This window comes from Rahnella victoriana (assembly GCF_021276285.1).
GTDB lineage: Bacteria > Pseudomonadota > Gammaproteobacteria > Enterobacterales > Enterobacteriaceae > Rahnella > Rahnella victoriana.
Map to the genome: position 1 here is coordinate 874,436 of NZ_CP089919.1, position 17,508 is coordinate 891,943.

14 protein-coding genes are annotated in these 17,508 nt (G+C 54.5%); all 14 read right to left on the reverse strand.

Translation table 11 applies throughout. The features are described from left to right. Window positions 1–52 precede the first annotated feature (52 nt). The 14 genes from murG to J9880_RS04235 all read right to left on the reverse strand — a co-directional run bounded on the left by murG (window position 53) and on the right by J9880_RS04235 (window position 17,371). Window positions 53–1,120 carry an undecaprenyldiphospho-muramoylpentapeptide beta-N-acetylglucosaminyltransferase gene (gene murG, locus J9880_RS04170; RefSeq protein ID WP_095924650.1) on the reverse strand — a complete coding sequence of 356 codons (1,068 nt, stop codon included), beginning with the start codon at window positions 1,118–1,120 and terminating at the stop codon, window positions 53–55. Beyond that, entirely contained in the window at window positions 1,117–2,319 is a 1,203-nt protein-coding gene (ftsW, locus tag J9880_RS04175) for a cell division protein FtsW (RefSeq protein WP_408637228.1), read from the reverse strand. Before ftsW ends, murG begins: the two co-directional genes overlap by 4 nt. A 5-nt stretch (window positions 2,320–2,324) precedes the next feature. Next, window positions 2,325–3,641 (reverse strand): UDP-N-acetylmuramoyl-L-alanine--D-glutamate ligase, encoded by a 1,317-nt coding sequence (murD, locus tag J9880_RS04180; RefSeq protein WP_095924648.1) that lies wholly within the window; start codon window positions 3,639–3,641, stop codon window positions 2,325–2,327. 2 nt (window positions 3,642–3,643) lie between these two features. Then, on the reverse strand, window positions 3,644–4,726 hold the full coding sequence (gene mraY, locus J9880_RS04185) for a phospho-N-acetylmuramoyl-pentapeptide-transferase (protein ID WP_095924647.1): 1,083 nt from the start codon (window positions 4,724–4,726) through the stop codon (window positions 3,644–3,646). Next, window positions 4,720–6,081, reverse strand: coding sequence for a UDP-N-acetylmuramoyl-tripeptide--D-alanyl-D-alanine ligase (murF, locus tag J9880_RS04190; protein ID WP_095924646.1), 1,362 nt, complete (start codon window positions 6,079–6,081; stop codon window positions 4,720–4,722). The genes mraY and murF overlap by 7 nt, the downstream gene beginning before the upstream one ends. Then, window positions 6,078–7,565: a UDP-N-acetylmuramoyl-L-alanyl-D-glutamate--2,6-diaminopimelate ligase gene (gene murE / locus J9880_RS04195; protein WP_232770126.1), complete on the reverse strand. Its 1,488-nt coding sequence runs from the start codon at window positions 7,563–7,565 to the stop codon at window positions 6,078–6,080. The genes murF and murE overlap by 4 nt, the downstream gene beginning before the upstream one ends. Continuing rightward, window positions 7,552–9,315 (reverse strand): peptidoglycan glycosyltransferase FtsI, encoded by a 1,764-nt coding sequence (locus J9880_RS04200; protein ID WP_095924644.1) that lies wholly within the window; start codon window positions 9,313–9,315, stop codon window positions 7,552–7,554. The genes murE and J9880_RS04200 overlap by 14 nt, the downstream gene beginning before the upstream one ends. Window positions 9,316–9,342: 27 nt before the next feature. Beyond that, entirely contained in the window at window positions 9,343–9,663 is a 321-nt protein-coding gene (ftsL, locus tag J9880_RS04205) for a cell division protein FtsL (protein WP_095924643.1), read from the reverse strand. Beyond that, entirely contained in the window at window positions 9,660–10,601 is a 942-nt protein-coding gene (rsmH, locus tag J9880_RS04210; RefSeq protein WP_095924642.1) for a 16S rRNA (cytosine(1402)-N(4))-methyltransferase RsmH, read from the reverse strand. Before rsmH ends, ftsL begins: the two co-directional genes overlap by 4 nt. A gap of 2 nt (window positions 10,602–10,603) precedes the next feature. Then, a complete protein-coding gene (gene mraZ, locus J9880_RS04215) occupies window positions 10,604–11,062 on the reverse strand; it encodes a division/cell wall cluster transcriptional repressor MraZ (protein WP_034787151.1) in 459 nt (152 codons plus the stop codon). Between the two features lie 708 nt (window positions 11,063–11,770). Beyond that, on the reverse strand, window positions 11,771–12,775 hold the full coding sequence (gene cra / locus J9880_RS04220) for a catabolite repressor/activator (RefSeq protein ID WP_113876342.1): 1,005 nt from the start codon (window positions 12,773–12,775) through the stop codon (window positions 11,771–11,773). Between the two features lie 167 nt (window positions 12,776–12,942). Beyond that, window positions 12,943–13,434 carry an acetolactate synthase small subunit gene (gene ilvN / locus J9880_RS04225; RefSeq protein WP_013577020.1) on the reverse strand — a complete coding sequence of 164 codons (492 nt, stop codon included), beginning with the start codon at window positions 13,432–13,434 and terminating at the stop codon, window positions 12,943–12,945. A gap of 2 nt (window positions 13,435–13,436) precedes the next feature. Then, window positions 13,437–15,155, reverse strand: coding sequence for an acetolactate synthase 3 large subunit (gene ilvI / locus J9880_RS04230; RefSeq protein ID WP_232770127.1), 1,719 nt, complete (start codon window positions 15,153–15,155; stop codon window positions 13,437–13,439). Between the two features lie 419 nt (window positions 15,156–15,574). Continuing rightward, the gene (locus J9880_RS04235; protein WP_131694291.1) at window positions 15,575–17,371 is read right to left on the reverse strand and encodes an AMP-dependent synthetase/ligase; all 1,797 of its coding nucleotides are present in this window, start codon (window positions 17,369–17,371) and stop codon (window positions 15,575–15,577) included. Between the last annotated feature and the right edge of the window lie 137 nt (window positions 17,372–17,508).

Consider the following 17,508-nt stretch of genomic DNA (forward strand, 5'->3'; position numbering starts at 1 on the left):
GATTAATCCGTTTCTTACGGCTGGGACCACACACTGCGTGGCCCGTTCAATTTCATTTTTTGCTTGCGGCAACCACTTCTGCGGCAACACGCTCGGTCGCATCGGGAATGGCGGCGGCACGTGCGGCCATCGCCATTTCCATCAGATGGGTTCTGTCCCATCCGGCCATCAGATCAGCGACGGCTGCGGCACTAAAATCTTTCTGTTCGATAATCTTTGCGGCACCGGCTTTTTCCAGCGGCAGTGCGTTCCAGTACTGCTGGCGATCTTTATGCTGAAAAGGCACAAAGATTGCCGGTAAGCCTGCAGCGGCAATTTCACTGACCGTTAATGCGCCGGAACGGCAAACGACCACATCAGCCCAGGCATACGCCTCTGCCATGTCATCAATGAATTCGGTAACGTTATGCTGCGTCTGACCGGCCTTTTCGTAAGCCTGATTCACTGACGCCAGCGCACCTTTTCCGACCTGATGCCACAACGTAATTTTTTCACCCATCAGCGCCGCCACTTCCGGCATGCTCTGATTCAGCACGCGCGCGCCCTGACTGCCGCCGATGACTAAAACTCGGATCGGGCCTTCGCGTCCGGCAAGGCGGGTTTGCGGTAATTCCAGCGCCAGCACGTCGGTACGTACCGGATTCCCCACCACATCGGCCTTCGGAAAAGCACCGGGAAACGCCTGCAACACTTTGGTCGCAATGTGAGACAAGCCTTTATTGGTCATGCCCGCAATGCCGTTTTGTTCATGCAGAACCACCGGAATACCCAGTGACCATGCCGCCAGACCGCCAGGGCCTGACACATAACCGCCCATGCCTAACACCACATCGGGCTGAAACTTTTTCATGATGGCCTTCGCCTGACGCCACGCATGATATATGCGAACCGGGGCGGTGAGTTGCGCTTTCAGACCTTTCCCACGCAATCCGGCGATTTTAATGAAATCAATCTCGATGCCGTGTTTTGGCACCAAATCCGCTTCCATCCGGTCTGCTGTACCCAGCCAGCGAACTTCCCAACCTTGCGCGATAAGATGATGTGCCACGGCAAGTCCGGGGAAAACATGCCCGCCGGTACCGCCAGCCATCACCATTAAACGCCGGGTATTGCCACTCATCGGGCACTCCTTACAAACGCCTGGGCTTTTGCCAGCCGCGTTTCAAAATCCACTCGCAGCAATAACACGATTGCCGTCGACATAATGATCAGGCTCGAACCACCGTAACTGATCAGCGGCAGTGTCAGACCTTTGGTTGGCAACATACCTGCCGCCGCGCCCACGTTGACCAGTGCCTGAAAACTGAACCAGACGCCGATTGAACAGGCTAAAAAGCCTGAAAAACGCTGGTCGATTTCTAATGCACGACGCCCGATAGACATCGCACGAAAAGCGACGAAGAATACCATCAACAGGGCTAAAACCACACCGAAATACCCCAGTTCTTCGCCCAAAATAGAGAAGATAAAGTCGGTATGCGCTTCCGGTAAATATTCCAGTTTCTGAACTGAATTTCCTAAACCTTGTCCCCAGAACTCACCCCGGCCAAACGCCATCAGTGACTGGGTTAACTGGTAACCGCTGCCGAACGGATCTGCCCACGGATTCCAGAAGGATGTCACGCGGCGCATACGGTACGGTTCAGCAAGCACCAGCAGCACAACAGCGAACACGCCCGAGCCGATAATGGCCAGGAACTGCCACATTTTCGCCCCTGCCAGAAACAGCATCGCCAGCGTGGTGATGAACAGCACAACCACGGTACCGAGGTCAGGCTGAGCCAGCAGCAACACAGCCAGCACGACCATCACGCCCATCGGTTTACAGAAGCCCCAGAAGTTACTGCGCACTTCATCCACTTTGCGCACCAGATAACTGGCGAGATAGCAGAACAGTGACAACTTCGAGAATTCGGCGGGCTGAATACGCAGTGGCCCGAGGGAAATCCAGCGCGATGCGCCGTTTACCGAGCTACCCACAACCAGCACCACCAGCAACATAATCACTGACAGCAGCAGCAAAACGTTGCTGTATTTCTGCCAGACAGCCATCGGCACACGCAGTGTCACCAGCGATAAACCAAACGCCAGCCCGAGATAGATAGCATCACGTTTCGCAAACAAAAACGGGTCGTCTGCCAGACGCTGACCAATCGGCATGGACGCCGAGGTCACCATCACAAAGCCGACGATCGCCAGACCAAAGGTCAGCCACAGCAATGTTCGGTCGTACAGCACCAGCGTGACGGAGTCGCTTTCTTTGGCACCCATCACCCAGTCATTAAATTTGCCGACCAGGCTCAGCCCCGGGATACGGATCCGCATCAACCCAGCTCCTTCGCCAGTGCGGTAAAGACATCACCACGTTGTTCAAAACTGCGGAACTGATCCAGACTCGCGCAGGCTGGCGACAGTAAAACCATGTCGCCGGAAGCCACGTGCGTACTGATATCCCGCATCGCCTGTTCCATCGTCTCAAACAGAGAAGACACCTCAGGACGCAAATCCGCCAGCTCTGCACCGTCACGACCGAAGCAGTAAATACGCAGGTTATCGCCCTGCAGGTAACGCGTCAGCGGTGAGAAATCAGCAGATTTTCCGTCGCCGCCCAGTAACAGATGCAGCGTGCCATCGACGTGAAGCCCGTTCAGTGCCGCTTCGGTGCTGCCGACGTTGGTCGCTTTAGAATCGTTTATCCAGCGCACGCCGTTATGCTGCCAGGCGACCTGGAAACGATGAGCCAGACCGGTAAAGGTCGTCAGAGCCTTCAGGCTGGAAGCATGTGGAATACCAACAGCATCCGCCAGCGCCAGTGCCGCCAGCGCATTGGTGTAGTTGTGACGGCCGGTCAGCGGCATCTCACGGGTATTCAGGACTTTTTCGCCACGAACACGCAGCCAGATATCGTCCTGCTGGCGGGTCAGATGATAATCCCCCACATCGACACCAAAGCTTACGCAGCGTTTATCCGCGCCACGCACCGGCATGGTCAGGGCGTCATCGGCATTGACGACACATAGCGCGGCGTTTTCATACACTTTCAGTTTTGCCGCACGGTATTGCTGCAAACCAAACGGATAGCGATCCATATGATCTTCAGTCACGTTGAGAATGGTGGCCGCCGCCGCATGCAGACTGTGCGTGGTTTCGAGCTGGAAGCTAGAAAGCTCCAGCACAAACAAATCGTATTCGTGATCCAGCATCGTCAGCACCGGCAAACCAATATTGCCACCGACGCCCACGCGCCAACCGGCGGCTTTCGCCATTTCACCGACCAGCGTGGTCACGGTGCTTTTGCCGTTCGACCCGGTAATCGCAACGACCGGCGTCTGGGTTTCACGACAAAACAGTTCGATATCGCCGACAATTTCCACGCCAGCATCAGCCGCCGCACTCAGTGCCGGTGTTGCCAGCGCAACGCCCGGACTGGCGATAATCAGATCAGCGTCCAGCAGCCAGTCTTCATTGAGCGAACCGAGGTGACACTCAATATTTTCCGCCAGTTTATCCAGTCCCGGCGGGCTGACGCGGGTATCAATGACACGCGGCGTCACGCCACGAGCAACAAAGAAATCAACACAAGACAGGCCGGTGAGACCCAACCCGATGATGACCACTTTTTTACCCTGATAGTCAGCCATAATTACCGTACCTTCAGCGTCGCCAGGCCAATCAGCACCAGCATCAGCGAAATAATCCAGAAGCGCACGATCACGCGCGGTTCCGGCCAGCCTTTAAGTTCGTAGTGATGGTGAATCGGCGCCATGCGGAAAATGCGCTGCCCACGTAACTTAAAGGACCCGACTTGCAGGATCACCGACAGGGTTTCGACAACAAACACGCCGCCCATGATCACCAGTAAAAATTCCTGACGCAGCAGTACCGCGATGGTGCCCAGCGCACCGCCCAGAGCCAGAGAGCCGACGTCGCCCATGAAAACTTGTGCCGGATAGGTGTTGAACCACAGGAAGCCAAGCCCCGCGCCAACAATCGCGGTACAGACGATCACCAGTTCACCCGCGTGACGCAGATAAGGTATATGCAGATAGCTGGCGAAATTCATGTTACCGGTCGCCCATGCCACCAGCGCAAAACCCGCCGCGACGAAGACCGTTGGCATAATCGCCAGGCCGTCCAGACCATCGGTCAGATTCACCGCGTTACTGGTCCCGACAATGACGAAATAACTCAGCAGTATGTACAGCAAACCCAGCTGCGGCATGACGTCTTTAAAGAACGGCACAACCAGCTCAGTGGCTGGCGTGTCTTTACCAATGGCATACATCGTGAAGGCCGCAGCCAGCGCAATAACGGACTGCCAGAAGTATTTCCAGCGGGCAATCAGCCCTTTGGTGTCTTTGCGAACCACTTTGCGGTAGTCATCGATAAATCCAACGATGCCGTAACCAATCAGCACAAACAGCACGCACCACACATACGGGTTAGACGGATAGGCCCACATCAGAACGGAAATGGTAATCGAGGCCAGAATCATCAGGCCGCCCATCGTTGGCGTACCGCGTTTGCTGAAATGTGATTCCGGACCGTCGTTACGCACAACCTGACCGAAAGACATTTTTTGCAGACGGGCGATCATACGTGGCCCGATCCACAGCGATAGGAACAACGCGGTCAGCAGGCTGACAATGGCGCGAAACGTCAGATAGGAAAAGACGTTGAAGCCGGAATAATATTTGACCAAGTGTTCGGCCAGCCAAACTAACATGTTGCATTCTCCTGTAACGCGCGTACTACCTGCTCCATTGCGGCACTACGTGAACCTTTAATCAAAACGGTAATTACCGCATGTTCAGACAGTAAGCTCGTTAAACGGGCCGTCAGGGCTGCCTTATCCTCTAAATGCTCACCACATCCGCTGGCATCACTGATGATGCGGCTGTCATGGCCAATACTGAATACTTTGTCGATACCCGCGTCGCGAATCGCTTCGCCGACCTGACGGTGGCAGCTTTCGCTTTCCGCGCCCAGTTCAGCCATATCGCCGACCGCCATCACGCGGTAGCCCGGCATCTCTGCCAGTACCTGCGCCGCGGCGGTCATCGAACCGACATTGGCGTTATAGCTGTCATCGAGGAGGGTTTTGCCTTCGCTGAGCGCAATCGGGAATAAACGCCCTTTCACGGATTGCAGCGTCGCCAGACCGGCGCGTACGTTTTCCGGTGAGGCACCGACAGACAACGCCAGTGCAGCCGCAGCCAGTGCGTTAGCGATATTGTGACGACCCGGAACCGGCAGCGACACGTCGATACGGCCCTGAGGAGAATGCAGAGTGAACGCCGTATTGAGCGGGCTGAGGCGGATGTCGGAAGCACTGAAATCAGTCTCTGCCCCTTGCACCGGAGAGAAACGCCAGACCGTCTTGCCGGTCAGCTTGTGCTGCCAGTTCGCCCAGTCATTGTTATCAGCGTTGATCACCGCAATGCCGTTTTCAGGCAGACCTTCGAAAATCTCGCCTTTGGCACGGGCCACACCCGCCAGAGAACCAAAGCCTTCCAGATGGGCGGCAGACAAGTTATTCACCAGCGCCGTTTCAGGTTTGGCCAGCGCAGTGGTGTAGGCGATTTCACCCGGATGATTCGCACCCATTTCGATCACCGCAAAATCATGTTCTGCGGTCAGGCGCAGCAATGTCAGCGGAACACCGATGTCATTGTTAAAGTTGCCTGCGGTGTACAGCACGTTGCCGCACTCGCGCAAAATCGCCGCCGTCATCTCTTTCACAGACGTCTTGCCGGATGAACCGGTCAGGCCGACGACACGGGCCGGAACCTGCTGACGCACCCAGCCGCCCAGTTGCCCGAGAGCAATGCGGGTGTCCGCCACCACTAACTGCGGAACGTCCACCGGTAAGCGCTTACTTACCAGTAAAGCCCCTGAACCGGCTTTAACCGCATCAGCGGCAAAATCGTGAGCATCGAATTTTTCGCCTTTCAGCGCAACAAACAGACAGCCTTCGGTGACCTGACGGGTGTCCGTCGTCACGCTGTCGATTTGGGTATCGGTACCGATAAGCTCAGCGTTGAGCGCATCTGCCAGTGTTTGCAGGGAAACGCGGATCATGCGATCACCCCCAGCAAACGTGCGACCGTCACGCGGTCGGAATAATCGAGACGCTGATTACCGACGAGCTGGTAATCCTCATGCCCTTTACCGGCGATCAGGACCACGTCGTCTTCTTTCGCCTGCATGATGGCGCTGGTCACCGCTTCGGCACGGCCGTGGATTTCCTGCGCACGCCCTGCGTCCAGCAGACCGGCAAGGATATCCGCCACAATGGCGCGAGGCTCTTCGCTGCGCGGATTATCGTCAGTGACGATCACGCGATCAGCGTATTGCTCAGCAATGCCGCCCATCAGCGGACGTTTACCTTTATCGCGATCGCCGCCGCAACCAAATACACACCACAGCGTGCCACGACAATGCAGACGGGCTGCCGCCAGTGCTTTTTCCAGTGCGTCAGGGGTATGGGCATAATCAACCACCGCAGTAGGTTTACCCGGCGCGTTGAAGACTTCCATGCGGCCGCAAACCGGTTGTAGCTGAGAAGCCGTAGCCAGTAATTGCGTCAGCGGATAATCGAGGGAAAGCAGCGTTGCCAGCGCAACCAGCAGGTTGCTGACGTTGAACGCGCCCATGAGGCGACTATCAAACTTACCTTCGCCCCAGCTTGAATCGATATTTACGGTCGCGCCGTTGTCGTGATAATTCACGCTGCGCGCCACCAGCCAGCGGCCACTCCAGCCTGCCGGGATTTTGTCTTCCATGCTGACCGCAATTGCGCCCGGCGTTTTCGTTAGCCAGCGCGCTCCGACGTCATCGTCAGCATTAATGATTTTCTGACCGACCTGATGCGAGGAGAAAAGCTGCCATTTGGCCTCTTCATAACTTTGCATATCGCCGTGGTAATCAAGGTGATCACGGCTCAGGTTGGTGAATGCGGCAGCGGCAAACGGCAAGGCAGCGACACGATGCTGAACCAGTCCGTGAGAAGAAACTTCCATCGCGGCAAAGGTTGCGCCCTGCGTCACCAGATCCGCCAGAATGTGCTGAACCTGTACCGCAGAACCGGTGGTGTTTTCCGCCGGTACGACGCTGTCCAGCAGGCCATTACCCACGGTACCCATCACCGCACTGGTTTCCCCCAGCAACTGACTCCACTGCGCCAGCAGTTGCGTGGTGGTGGTTTTGCCGTTGGTGCCGGTCACGCCTACCAGGCGTAATGCTTTGCCCGGCTGCTGGTAAAAACGCCCCGCCAGTTCTGACAGCAGAACATTCAAATTTTCAAGATAAATCACCGGTACACCATGCATCTGGCAGACCGTTCCGTGCTCTTGTTCACCCTTTGCCTCGGCCAAGACGGCAGCGACGCCCTGGGCAATTGCCTGGGGAATAAAACGACGCCCGTCACTGGTATGGCCTGAAACCGCGACAAACAGATCGCCGGCAGCCGCGATGCGGCTGTCCAGAATCATGTCTTTTAGCGCTACCGCCGGGGCATCACTCACCCAGGGCGCTAAGATGTCGCGCAAATTACGATCTGCCACCTGAAGCCTCTTTTTGATTATTCACTATGTCTGCGTTTTCATCGGCAGTCAGCGCATCCGGTTCAACGTTCATGGTGCGCAATACACCGCCCATGATGGCGCCAAACACCGGTGCGGAAACGGCCCCACCGTAATATTTCCCTGCCTGCGGATCGTTAATGACCACCACAAGGGCAAATCTTGGATTGCTTGCGGGCGCAACGCCGGCGGTATAGGCAATGTATTTGTTAACGTATTTACCGTCCGGCCCGACTTTCTTCGCGGTACCGGTTTTAATCGCAATACGGTAGCCCTTGATCGCCGCCTTCACGCCACCGCCGCCAGGCAGTGCCACGCTTTCCATCATATGTACGACGGTACGTACCAGCGGTTCAGGGAAAACACGTTCGCCGGAAACCGGCGGATCAACTTTGGTGATCGACAATGGGCGATAAACGCCCATGCTGCCGATCGTTGCGTAGACTCGCGCCAGTTGGAGAGGTGTCACCATTAGCCCGTAGCCGAAAGAGAAGGTGGCCCTCTCTATGTCAGACCACCGTTGTTTTTTAGGGTATAAGCCACTGCTTTCTCCAACCAGCCCCAAATTGGTCGGTTTTCCCAGTCCGAATCGCGAGTAAGTATCTACCAGCTCAGCGGATGGCATCGATAACGCCAGTCGTGAAACACCGACGTTACTCGACTTCTGCAAGATGCCCGTCACGGAAAGCTCCGCGTAACGGGCAACATCTTTAATCTCATGACCGTTAATCCGGTACGGCAAGGTATTCAGTACGCTGTTCTCGCGCACCACGCCGTTTTTCAGCGCCGTCATCACCACCATCGGCTTGACGGTGGAACCCGGCTCGAAGATGTCGGTGATGGCACGGTTACGCATCACGTCTTTCGGCGTATCCGGCATATTGTTTGGGTTGTAAGACGGGCTATTGGCCATCGCCAGCACTTCGCCGGTTTGCACATCAACCAGTACCGCCGTGCCTGATTCCGCTTTGTTGAACGCCACGGCGTTGTTTAATTCGCGGTAAACCAGCGCCTGTAAACGTTCGTCGATGCTCAGCGCCAGATTGTGGGCAGCCTGGCTGTCAACGGTGGAGATATCTTCAATAACACGGCCAAAGCGGTCTTTACGGATAGTCCGTTCGCCCGGTTTGCCGGTCAGCCAGCGGTCAAAACTCTTCTCAACGCCCTCAATGCCTTCGCCGTCGATGTTGGTCACACCGATAACGTGGGATGTCACCTGCCCGGCCGGATAATAACGGCGGGATTCCTGACGCAGGGAGATTCCCGGCAGTTTGAGTTTGTGAATGTATTCGCCGACCGCAGGGTTAACCTGACGCGCCAGATAGACAAAACGTCCGTTGGGATTGGCATTAATACGGGAGACAAGTTGATCGAGTGGCATATTCAGCGCATCCGCCAGTGCTTTCCAGCGGGTATCGACGGTAATGCCACCGCGATCTTTCACTTCTTTGGGATCTGCCCAGATCGCATTCACCGGTACGCTGACCGCCAGAGGACGGCCGGAACGATCGGTGATCATGCCACGGGAGGTCGGGATAGTTTGTACACGCAGGGAGCGCAAATCGCCTTCTTTAACCAGTTTGTCCGGGTTAATGACTTGCAGGTAGGCCACACGCAACATCAGGCCAACCAGTGCCAGCAGGATACAGGCGCACAACAACGCAAAACGCCAGCTGATAAAGCTGGCTTGATCTTCGGGACGCTTTAACTTCGCGGTGCGTGTTGCTTTCATTAGCTGCCTGTATTCTCCGTGCGCATTTTAAGGCTGAACCACAATAATTTCTTGAGATGGATCAACGTGCTGCATCTGCAATTTCTCCGTTGCGATGCGTTCTACCCGGCTGTGATCGCCGAGGGCATTCTCTTCAAGGATCAGGTTGCGCCATTCGATATCCAGCGCATCCCTTTCCAGCACTAACTGTTCGCGCTGAGCCGTCAGTAAACGCGTACGGTGAGCGGTAGTGACCACAAAAATTGCACTGACCAAAACGGCGATCAGCAGAATCAACGGGATTTTGCCGTTGCGAAGAATATCGCTGGCGATCACTCCCACTAATCCGTGGCGTTCGTTGCCTATCACGCTGTAGTTCTCTCAGCAAAACGCAGCACTGAGCTACGTGCCCGCGGGTTTTCCGCCACTTCCGCTTCAGAAGGCATCATTTTCCCGACTGATTTCAGTGAACGTCCGCCAAGCTCCGCGATTTGTGCTTCCGTCATCGGGATACCTGCCGGTACCTGTGCGCCACGGCTATGCTGGCGGATAAAGCGTTTCACAATGCGGTCTTCCAGAGAGTGGAAGCTGATCACAGATAAACGGCCTTCAGGAGCCAGAATTTCCAGCGCACCGTCGAGGGCGCGTTCAATTTCTTCCAGCTCGCTGTTGATGTAGATACGGATCGCCTGGAAGCTGCGGGTGGCCGGATGTTTGTGTTTTTCGCGTACCGGCGATGCGTTGGCGATCAGATCAGCCAGTTCTTTGGTCCGGGTCATTGGCAGTTCACGGTTGCGCTCGACGATCGCGCGCGCGATACGTTTGGCAAAACGCTCTTCACCGAAGGTTTTCAGTACCCAGGCAATGTCTTCGGCTTCCGCTTTCATCAGCCATTCAGCAGCTGAATAACCACGGGTAGGATCCATGCGCATATCCAGAGGTCCGTCACGCATGAAGGAGAAGCCACGTTCAGGATCGTCCAGCTGCGGAGAAGAGACGCCTAAATCCAGCAGCACGCCGTCGATCTTGCCTTCAAGGCCACGATCGCGCACATATTCCGCCAGATCAGAAAAGGGGCCATGAACGATAGAAAAACGCGGATCATCAATAGCTTCTGCGGCTTTGATCGCCTGTGGATCGCGGTCAATCGCCAGCAAGCGTCCTTCCGGCCCAAGCTGGGACAGAATCAGACGTGAGTGGCCACCACGGCCAAAAGTTCCGTCTATGTAAATGCCGTCCTGACGAATGTTGAGGCCGTTGACGGCTTCATCCAGCAAAACGGAAGTGTGTTTGTAGTTTTCAACCATGCTTATAATGACAAGTCCTGTAATCGGTCAGAAAGAGGTTCCTGAGACGATTGTTCAGCGTCGATGTCTTCCTTAACTTGTTGATACCAGGTCTGTTCATCCCACAGTTCAAACTTATTGAACTGCCCAACCAGCATCACTTCTTTTGCGAGCCCGGCATGCTGACGCAATGTCGTTGCAATCAGCAAACGCCCGGCGTTATCCATCTGACATTCACTGGCATGCCCGAGTAACAGGCGCTGAATACGGCGCTCAACGGGATTCATGCTCGACAGACGGGACAATTTTTGTTCGATAACTTCCCACTCAGGGAGGGTGTAAAGGAGGAGACATGGGTGATGGAGGTCTATGGTGCACACCATTTGACCTTGCGATTCTTCGCTCAGCAAATCCCGATAACGGGTGGGTACGGCAAGTCGCCCTTTGCTGTCGAGGTTAACCATCGTCGCGCCACGAAACATGACCGATCTACCCCTCTGTGACCCTTTTCACCACTTTCCCCCACAAATTCCCACAGAAAAGAGTTTACGGATGGTTTTAAAACCTTGTCAAGCCAGAGCGGAGACGGTTTGGCAATATTTACGCAGCTACACAAATGCTTAGCGCAATGTGATGAGGTTTTTTAGAGGGGGAATAGAAAATAACGTCATGATTAGTTGAAGAAATTTCGGAGGGTTAATAATTTCGTTTAAAAAAAAGCCAAACTGAACATTATTTAACTATTTATATTCTTCTGCTATCTAACTCTCATTTCCTGACCGTTTTGCCATAACAAAAATCATTTTCAATTTTTTTCAGGCGATCACGTCTAAATCATCATCATTTTATCTGCCAACCCGCACGGCATAAGCCCTGAAGGAAGTTTAAAAAGCCATCAGCACCGCAGTAAACCCGGACTGTTGGAAATTAAGCGAGGAATTCTACAGCACTTTTGCGGGGAGCATTAACGTATTTTAGAAATTGATGGGAAGGTTTATATCAGCCACGGAAAGGAGAAAACATTTGTTAATAATTCAGCATGCTGGGAATGCTCCTAAATTACCCACGGAACGCCTATGGGAATTTTCGTATTTGATTATCACCCCCGGTAAGACACTTTATTCGTTTGGTTTAAACGTCACTCGCCGCTGGAAAAGAGACGGGCATTCGGATGAATCCCCGTCGGCGGATTATTTGCGGCTCAGACGCCCGCGGCGGAACAAATTGCGCCGGATGCGGGTCAGCCCGGCTTTCGGTTTCTTCGGCTCATCGAGACAGGCCAGTACCAGCTCCAGCACACGTTCAGCCACATCGCGATGACGCTGCGCCACCGCCAGAACCGGACACTCGAGGAAATCGAGCAGCTCATTATCGCCAAACGTGGCAATCGCCAGATCGACCGGCAACCGCCCTTCCGTTTTCAGCGTCACGTCCATGACACCCTGCAACAGCTGGAATGAAGTGGTGAACAGCGCCTGTGGCATCGGATTGGTTTTCAGCCATTCAGCAAACACCACCGCAGCGGATTCGCGATCGTAGGCATTGGCGTAAAGGTATTTCGGCTGACGGGGATCATCAGCCCAGGCCTGGCGAAATCCCTGTTCACGCAGGAAGCTCACGGAAAGCTCCGGCAATGCGCCCAGATACAAGACCGATTCAGCCGGGAAGGTTCGCAGTTCCTGCGCCAGCATCAGTGCGTCCTCCTGATCGGCACCGACCACACTGATAAAATGCTCAGGATCCAGCGCGCGGTCGAGCGCGATGATTGGGAAATCGTCATTGGCCCAGCGTTGGTAGAAAGGATGTTCCGGCGGCAGCGACGTGGAAATAATGATCGCATCCACCTGACGTTGCAGCAGATGCTCGATGCAGCGCATTTCATTGTCAGGCTGATCTTCCGAACAGGCGATCAGCAGCTGATAGCCACGCTGACGCGCCTGACGTTCCAGAAAGTTGGCGATTTTTGTGTAGCTGGTATTTTCCAGATCAGGGATCACCAGGCCAATAGAACGGGTGCGACCGGCGCGTAAGCCCGCTGCCACCGCATTCGGGTGATAGTTATGTTCCTTCACGACAGCCATGACTTTTTCGACTGTCTTATCGCTGACACGATATTGCTTCGCTTTGCCATTAATCACATAACTGGCCGTTGTACGCGAAACGCCCGCTAACCTCGCGATCTCATCCAGCTTCACTGAGAAAACCCCTTAATAAAGATAATGCTTTATCTAACCGCAGAAGCCCCTGCCGGGCAAGGTGTTTTACCGAATCGCTTCACCTGAGGCGCAAAAAAGAAAGCCCGGCTCAGGAGCCGGGCTTTCATCTATCAGAAAAATTTCACATCTTGCTGATTATTTACGCTTTAGCGCATGATTTTGTCGCCGCGCGAAACACCCACCACACCGGAACGTGCCACTTCCACGATTTCAGCCACATCACGGATGCTGGCTAAAAATGCGTCAAGCTTGTCGCTGGTTCCGGCCAGCTGAACGGTGTAAAGCGTCGCCGTAACATCCACGATCTGTCCACGGAAAATCTCGGTGGAACGCTTCACTTCTTCACGGCCATAGCCGGAAGCCTGTACCTTCACCAGCATGATTTCACGCTCAACATGAGCGCCCTGCACCAGTTCCGTGACGCGCAGAACATCCACCAGCTTATGCAGTTGCTTTTCGATTTGCTCCAGCACCTTGGCATCGCCGACGGTCTGAATCGTCATGCGTGACAGGGTCGGATCATCGGTTGGCGCAACGGTCAGACTTTCAATGTTGTAGCCACGCTGAGAGAACAGGCCGACTACGCGGGACAACGCGCCCGATTCGTTTTCCAGTAATACTGATAAAATCCGGCGCATGATCAGGTCCTCTCCGTTTTGCTTAACCACATTTCGTCCATCGCACCGCCACGGATGTGCATCGGGTAAACGTGTTCTGTTTCATCCACGCTGATATCAACAAATACCAGACGATTTTTCTGTTCCAGCGCCAGCGCCAGTTTGCTTTCCAGTTCTTCAGGAGAACGGATGGCGATACCCACATGCCCGTAAGCTTCCGCCAGTTTGACGAAATCAGGCAGGGATTGCATATAGGATTGTGAATGGCGGCCGGAGTAAATCATGTCCTGCCACTGTTTCACCATGCCAAGGTAGCCGTTGTTCAGGTTCACCACGATCACCGGCAAATCATATTGCAGCGCGGTCGACAGCTCCTGAATATTCATCTGGATGCTGCCGTCACCGGTGACACAAATCACCGTTTCTTCCGGCAGGCCGAGTTTCACACCCAGTGCAGCCGGCAGGCCAAAGCCCATCGTGCCGAGGCCACCGGAGTTGATCCAGCGACGAGGTTTGTCGAATTTGTAATACAGCGCGGCAAACATCTGATGCTGGCCGACGTCGGAGGTCACGTAGGCATCACCTTTGGTCAGACGGTGCAGCGTTTCGATCACCGCCTGCGGTTTGATGGTGCCGGTATTTTTGTCGTAGCTCAGGCACTCGCGCCCGCGCCAGTTCTCAATATTTTGCCACCAGTCGCGCAGCGCACCGAATTCCTGCTTCTCATCGCTTTGTGCCAGCAGTTCCAGCATCTGAACCAGCGTCTGCTTCGCATCGCCCACAATCGGAATATCTGCATTCACCGTTTTGGAAATCGACGTCGGGTCGATATCGATGTGCATCACCGTGGCATTTGGGCAGTACTTCGCCAAATTGTTGGTGGTACGGTCGTCAAAACGCACACCCACACCGAAGATCAGATCTGCGTTGTGCATCGCCATATTGGCTTCATAAGTGCCGTGCATGCCGAGCATACCGAGGCTCTGACGATGAGTGCCCGGAAACGCACCCAGCCCCATCAGCGAACTGGTGACCGGCAGATTAAGTTTTTCCGCCAGCTGTAACAGTTCAGCGTCACACTCAGAATTAATCGCACCGCCGCCGACATAAAGCACCGGTTTTTTCGCCGCCAGCAGGGTTTGTACCGCGCGTTTAATTTGCCCGCGATGGCCTTGCACCGTCGGGTTATAGGAGCGCATCGCGACCTGTTCCGGATAGGCATAAGGGAGTTTAACCTGCGGGTTCACCACGTCTTTTGGCAGGTCGACCACCACCGGACCCGGACGGCCCGTTGACGCCAGATAAAACGCCTTTTTCAGGACTGTCGGAATATCTTCCGCACGTTTTACCAGAAAACTGTGTTTCACCACCGGGCGGGAAATCCCCACCATGTCGCATTCCTGGAACGCGTCATAACCAATGAGTGAACTGTGTACCTGGCCGGATAGCACCACCAGCGGAATGGAATCCATATAAGCCGTGGCAATACCGGTGATCGCATTGGTTGCGCCGGGACCGGAGGTCACCAGCACCACGCCCACGTCTCCCGTGGCACGCGCATAACCGTCAGCCATATGAACAGCACCCTGTTCATGTCTCACCAGCACATGATCTATCCCACCGACCGTATGCAGGGCATCATAGATATCCAACACCGCACCGCCGGGATAACCGAATACGTGCTTAACGCCCTGGTCGATTAACGACCGGACGACCATCTCGGCTCCTGACAACATCTCCATGGTTTTGCCTCCAGGCTTTTTGCTTCTTCTATAGGATGACTTTTGTTTCAGCTAGCTGTTCTATCAGCAACGATTTAAAGATAAATCGCTGAATTTTATGACTTTCTATCGGGCTCACAAAACCCTGCTGTTCTTATTGGCGTTCAAGAATCTAACTCAGTACCTTAGCGTCAGAACCGGAGTCAGGCAAACGCCAAAAAATGCCGCCACGGCGCCTTTTATCGGCTCGCACTGCCTTCATTCTTCCGGTCGGAACAAAACACTGCCTGCGTACGCTAACCAGTCAGAAATATCAGGAAGGCCGGAAAAATTACAGTATTAAATTATGTCGGTGACGGGCATCACGATGACAGGAAAACCGGTCAACACATGTTCACCGGTGATCTGCAAGGCAAAGACGGGATACTACGGGGGGAGAATTACTCGCGGTACAACTGTTCGATTTCTTTCTGGTAGCGGCTGAAGATGATCTTGCGGCGCAACTTCAGGGTCGGGGTCAGTTCCCCCGCTTCCATCGTGAAAGGTTTGATCAATAAGACAAACTTTTTGACCTGCTCAAAGCCCGCCAGATCATGTTGGATCTCACGTAACTGATGAGCAAACAGTGAAAGGATCTGTTCGTTTTTCACCAGCCCTTCACGGTTGAAGTAATCGATATGGTGCGCCTGGGCATAAACATTCAGCACATCAAAATCCGGAACGATCAGTGCTGAGACAAAATGCCGTTCATCGGCAATCACCGCGGCCTGCTCGATATAGCGGTCCTGCACCAGCGTGCCTTCGATACGCTGCGGGGCGATGTATTTTCCGCCCGAGGTTTTCATCAGATCCTTCAGCCGCTCGGTGATAAACACATTTCCCTGCGCGTCCATTTTCCCGGCGTCACCGGTTTTAAACCAACCGTCAGCAGTGAAGCTGGCCGCCGTTTCTTCGGGCTTATTGAAGTAGCCGCGCAGTAATGTCGGGCCACGAACCTGAATTTCGTTTTCGTCCCCGATGCGCACTTCGATTTCAGGCAAGGCGGTGCCGACAGAACCAAAGCGGAAGTCGTTTTCTTCCCAGCAGGTAACCGTCGCGCAGGTTTCAGTCAGGCCATAACCGTATTTGATTTTCAGCCCTACAGACTCGAAAAACAGGATGACATTATCATCCAGACTCGCACCGGCAGCGGGCAGGAATCGCAGATTACCGCCAAGTAAATCACGCAATTTTTTCAGTACCAGCTTGTCGGCCAGAAAATGGGCGGGGGCCAGCCAGAACGGGTAACGCTCACCCCGGCGCTCGGTTAAAAACTTTTCTTTTCCCTGTGCGACCGCCCAGTGGAACAGGCGTTTTTTGATCGTTCCGGCGCGGGCGACTTTGTCATGGATGGCGCTGAACACCTTTTCATAGAAGCGCGGAACGGCGCACATCACAGTGGGTTTGATGGCCTGCAAGGCATCACGCACCCGATCCGTTTCACGCAGGAAAACATTTTGTGCGCCGCAATGCATGACAAAGAAACTCCACGCGCGCTCAAACACGTGCGCCAGCGGCAGGAAGCAAAGGGAAATATCACGGTCCGTAATGCTCAGTCGCTTTTCATGTTGCTTAAGTTGCGTCGCCATACTGCGGTAATCCAGCATCACACCTTTCGCCTCTCCGGTTGTGCCCGACGTGTAGATCAGGGTAAACAGATCACTCAGATCGCAGGCATTGACCCGGACTTCACGCTCCGCGGCCAGCGCCGCATCCTGAGGAATGAGGCCAGACACATGGCGGGCAATCGGCACACCCCGCAAATCGACATCGTTATCCAGCACCAGAATATGTTTCAGCTGCGGGCAAAGCTCACGCAACGCCACCGCCGTGTCATATTGCTTCTGTCCGACCACGAACATAATGCGGATGTCGGCGTCATTGAGCACATAGGCGGATTGAGCAGGCGTATTGGTGGCATAGACCGGCACGGTAACCGCACGCAGTTGCAGGATCGCCAGATCCGCCATCGCCCATGCCATCGCGTTATTGCCGCAAATCGCGATCCGTTCCTGAACGCCCACCTGCTCCTGCAATAATACGTCGGACAGCGCATCGACTTTCTCGCCAAGCTCGCGCCAGGTCAGCGCGGTTTCCGCCACGGGCGACCATTCGCGAAACGCAGTCTGCTCAGGACGGGCACTGACTTGTTGGCGAAAACGGGTAATCAGATGATAGTCATTTAAGGTTGGATTCATTGCGCGTTTATACCGGCGTTCAGCGCAGTCAGAAAAGGGGGCGCTGACTGCATTGCTCTGTTACAAAGATTTAACGCAGTCTACCGGCAAATATTGCACGGTGAAATGAAATTGTGGGGGATGAGGCAGGCTTCCAT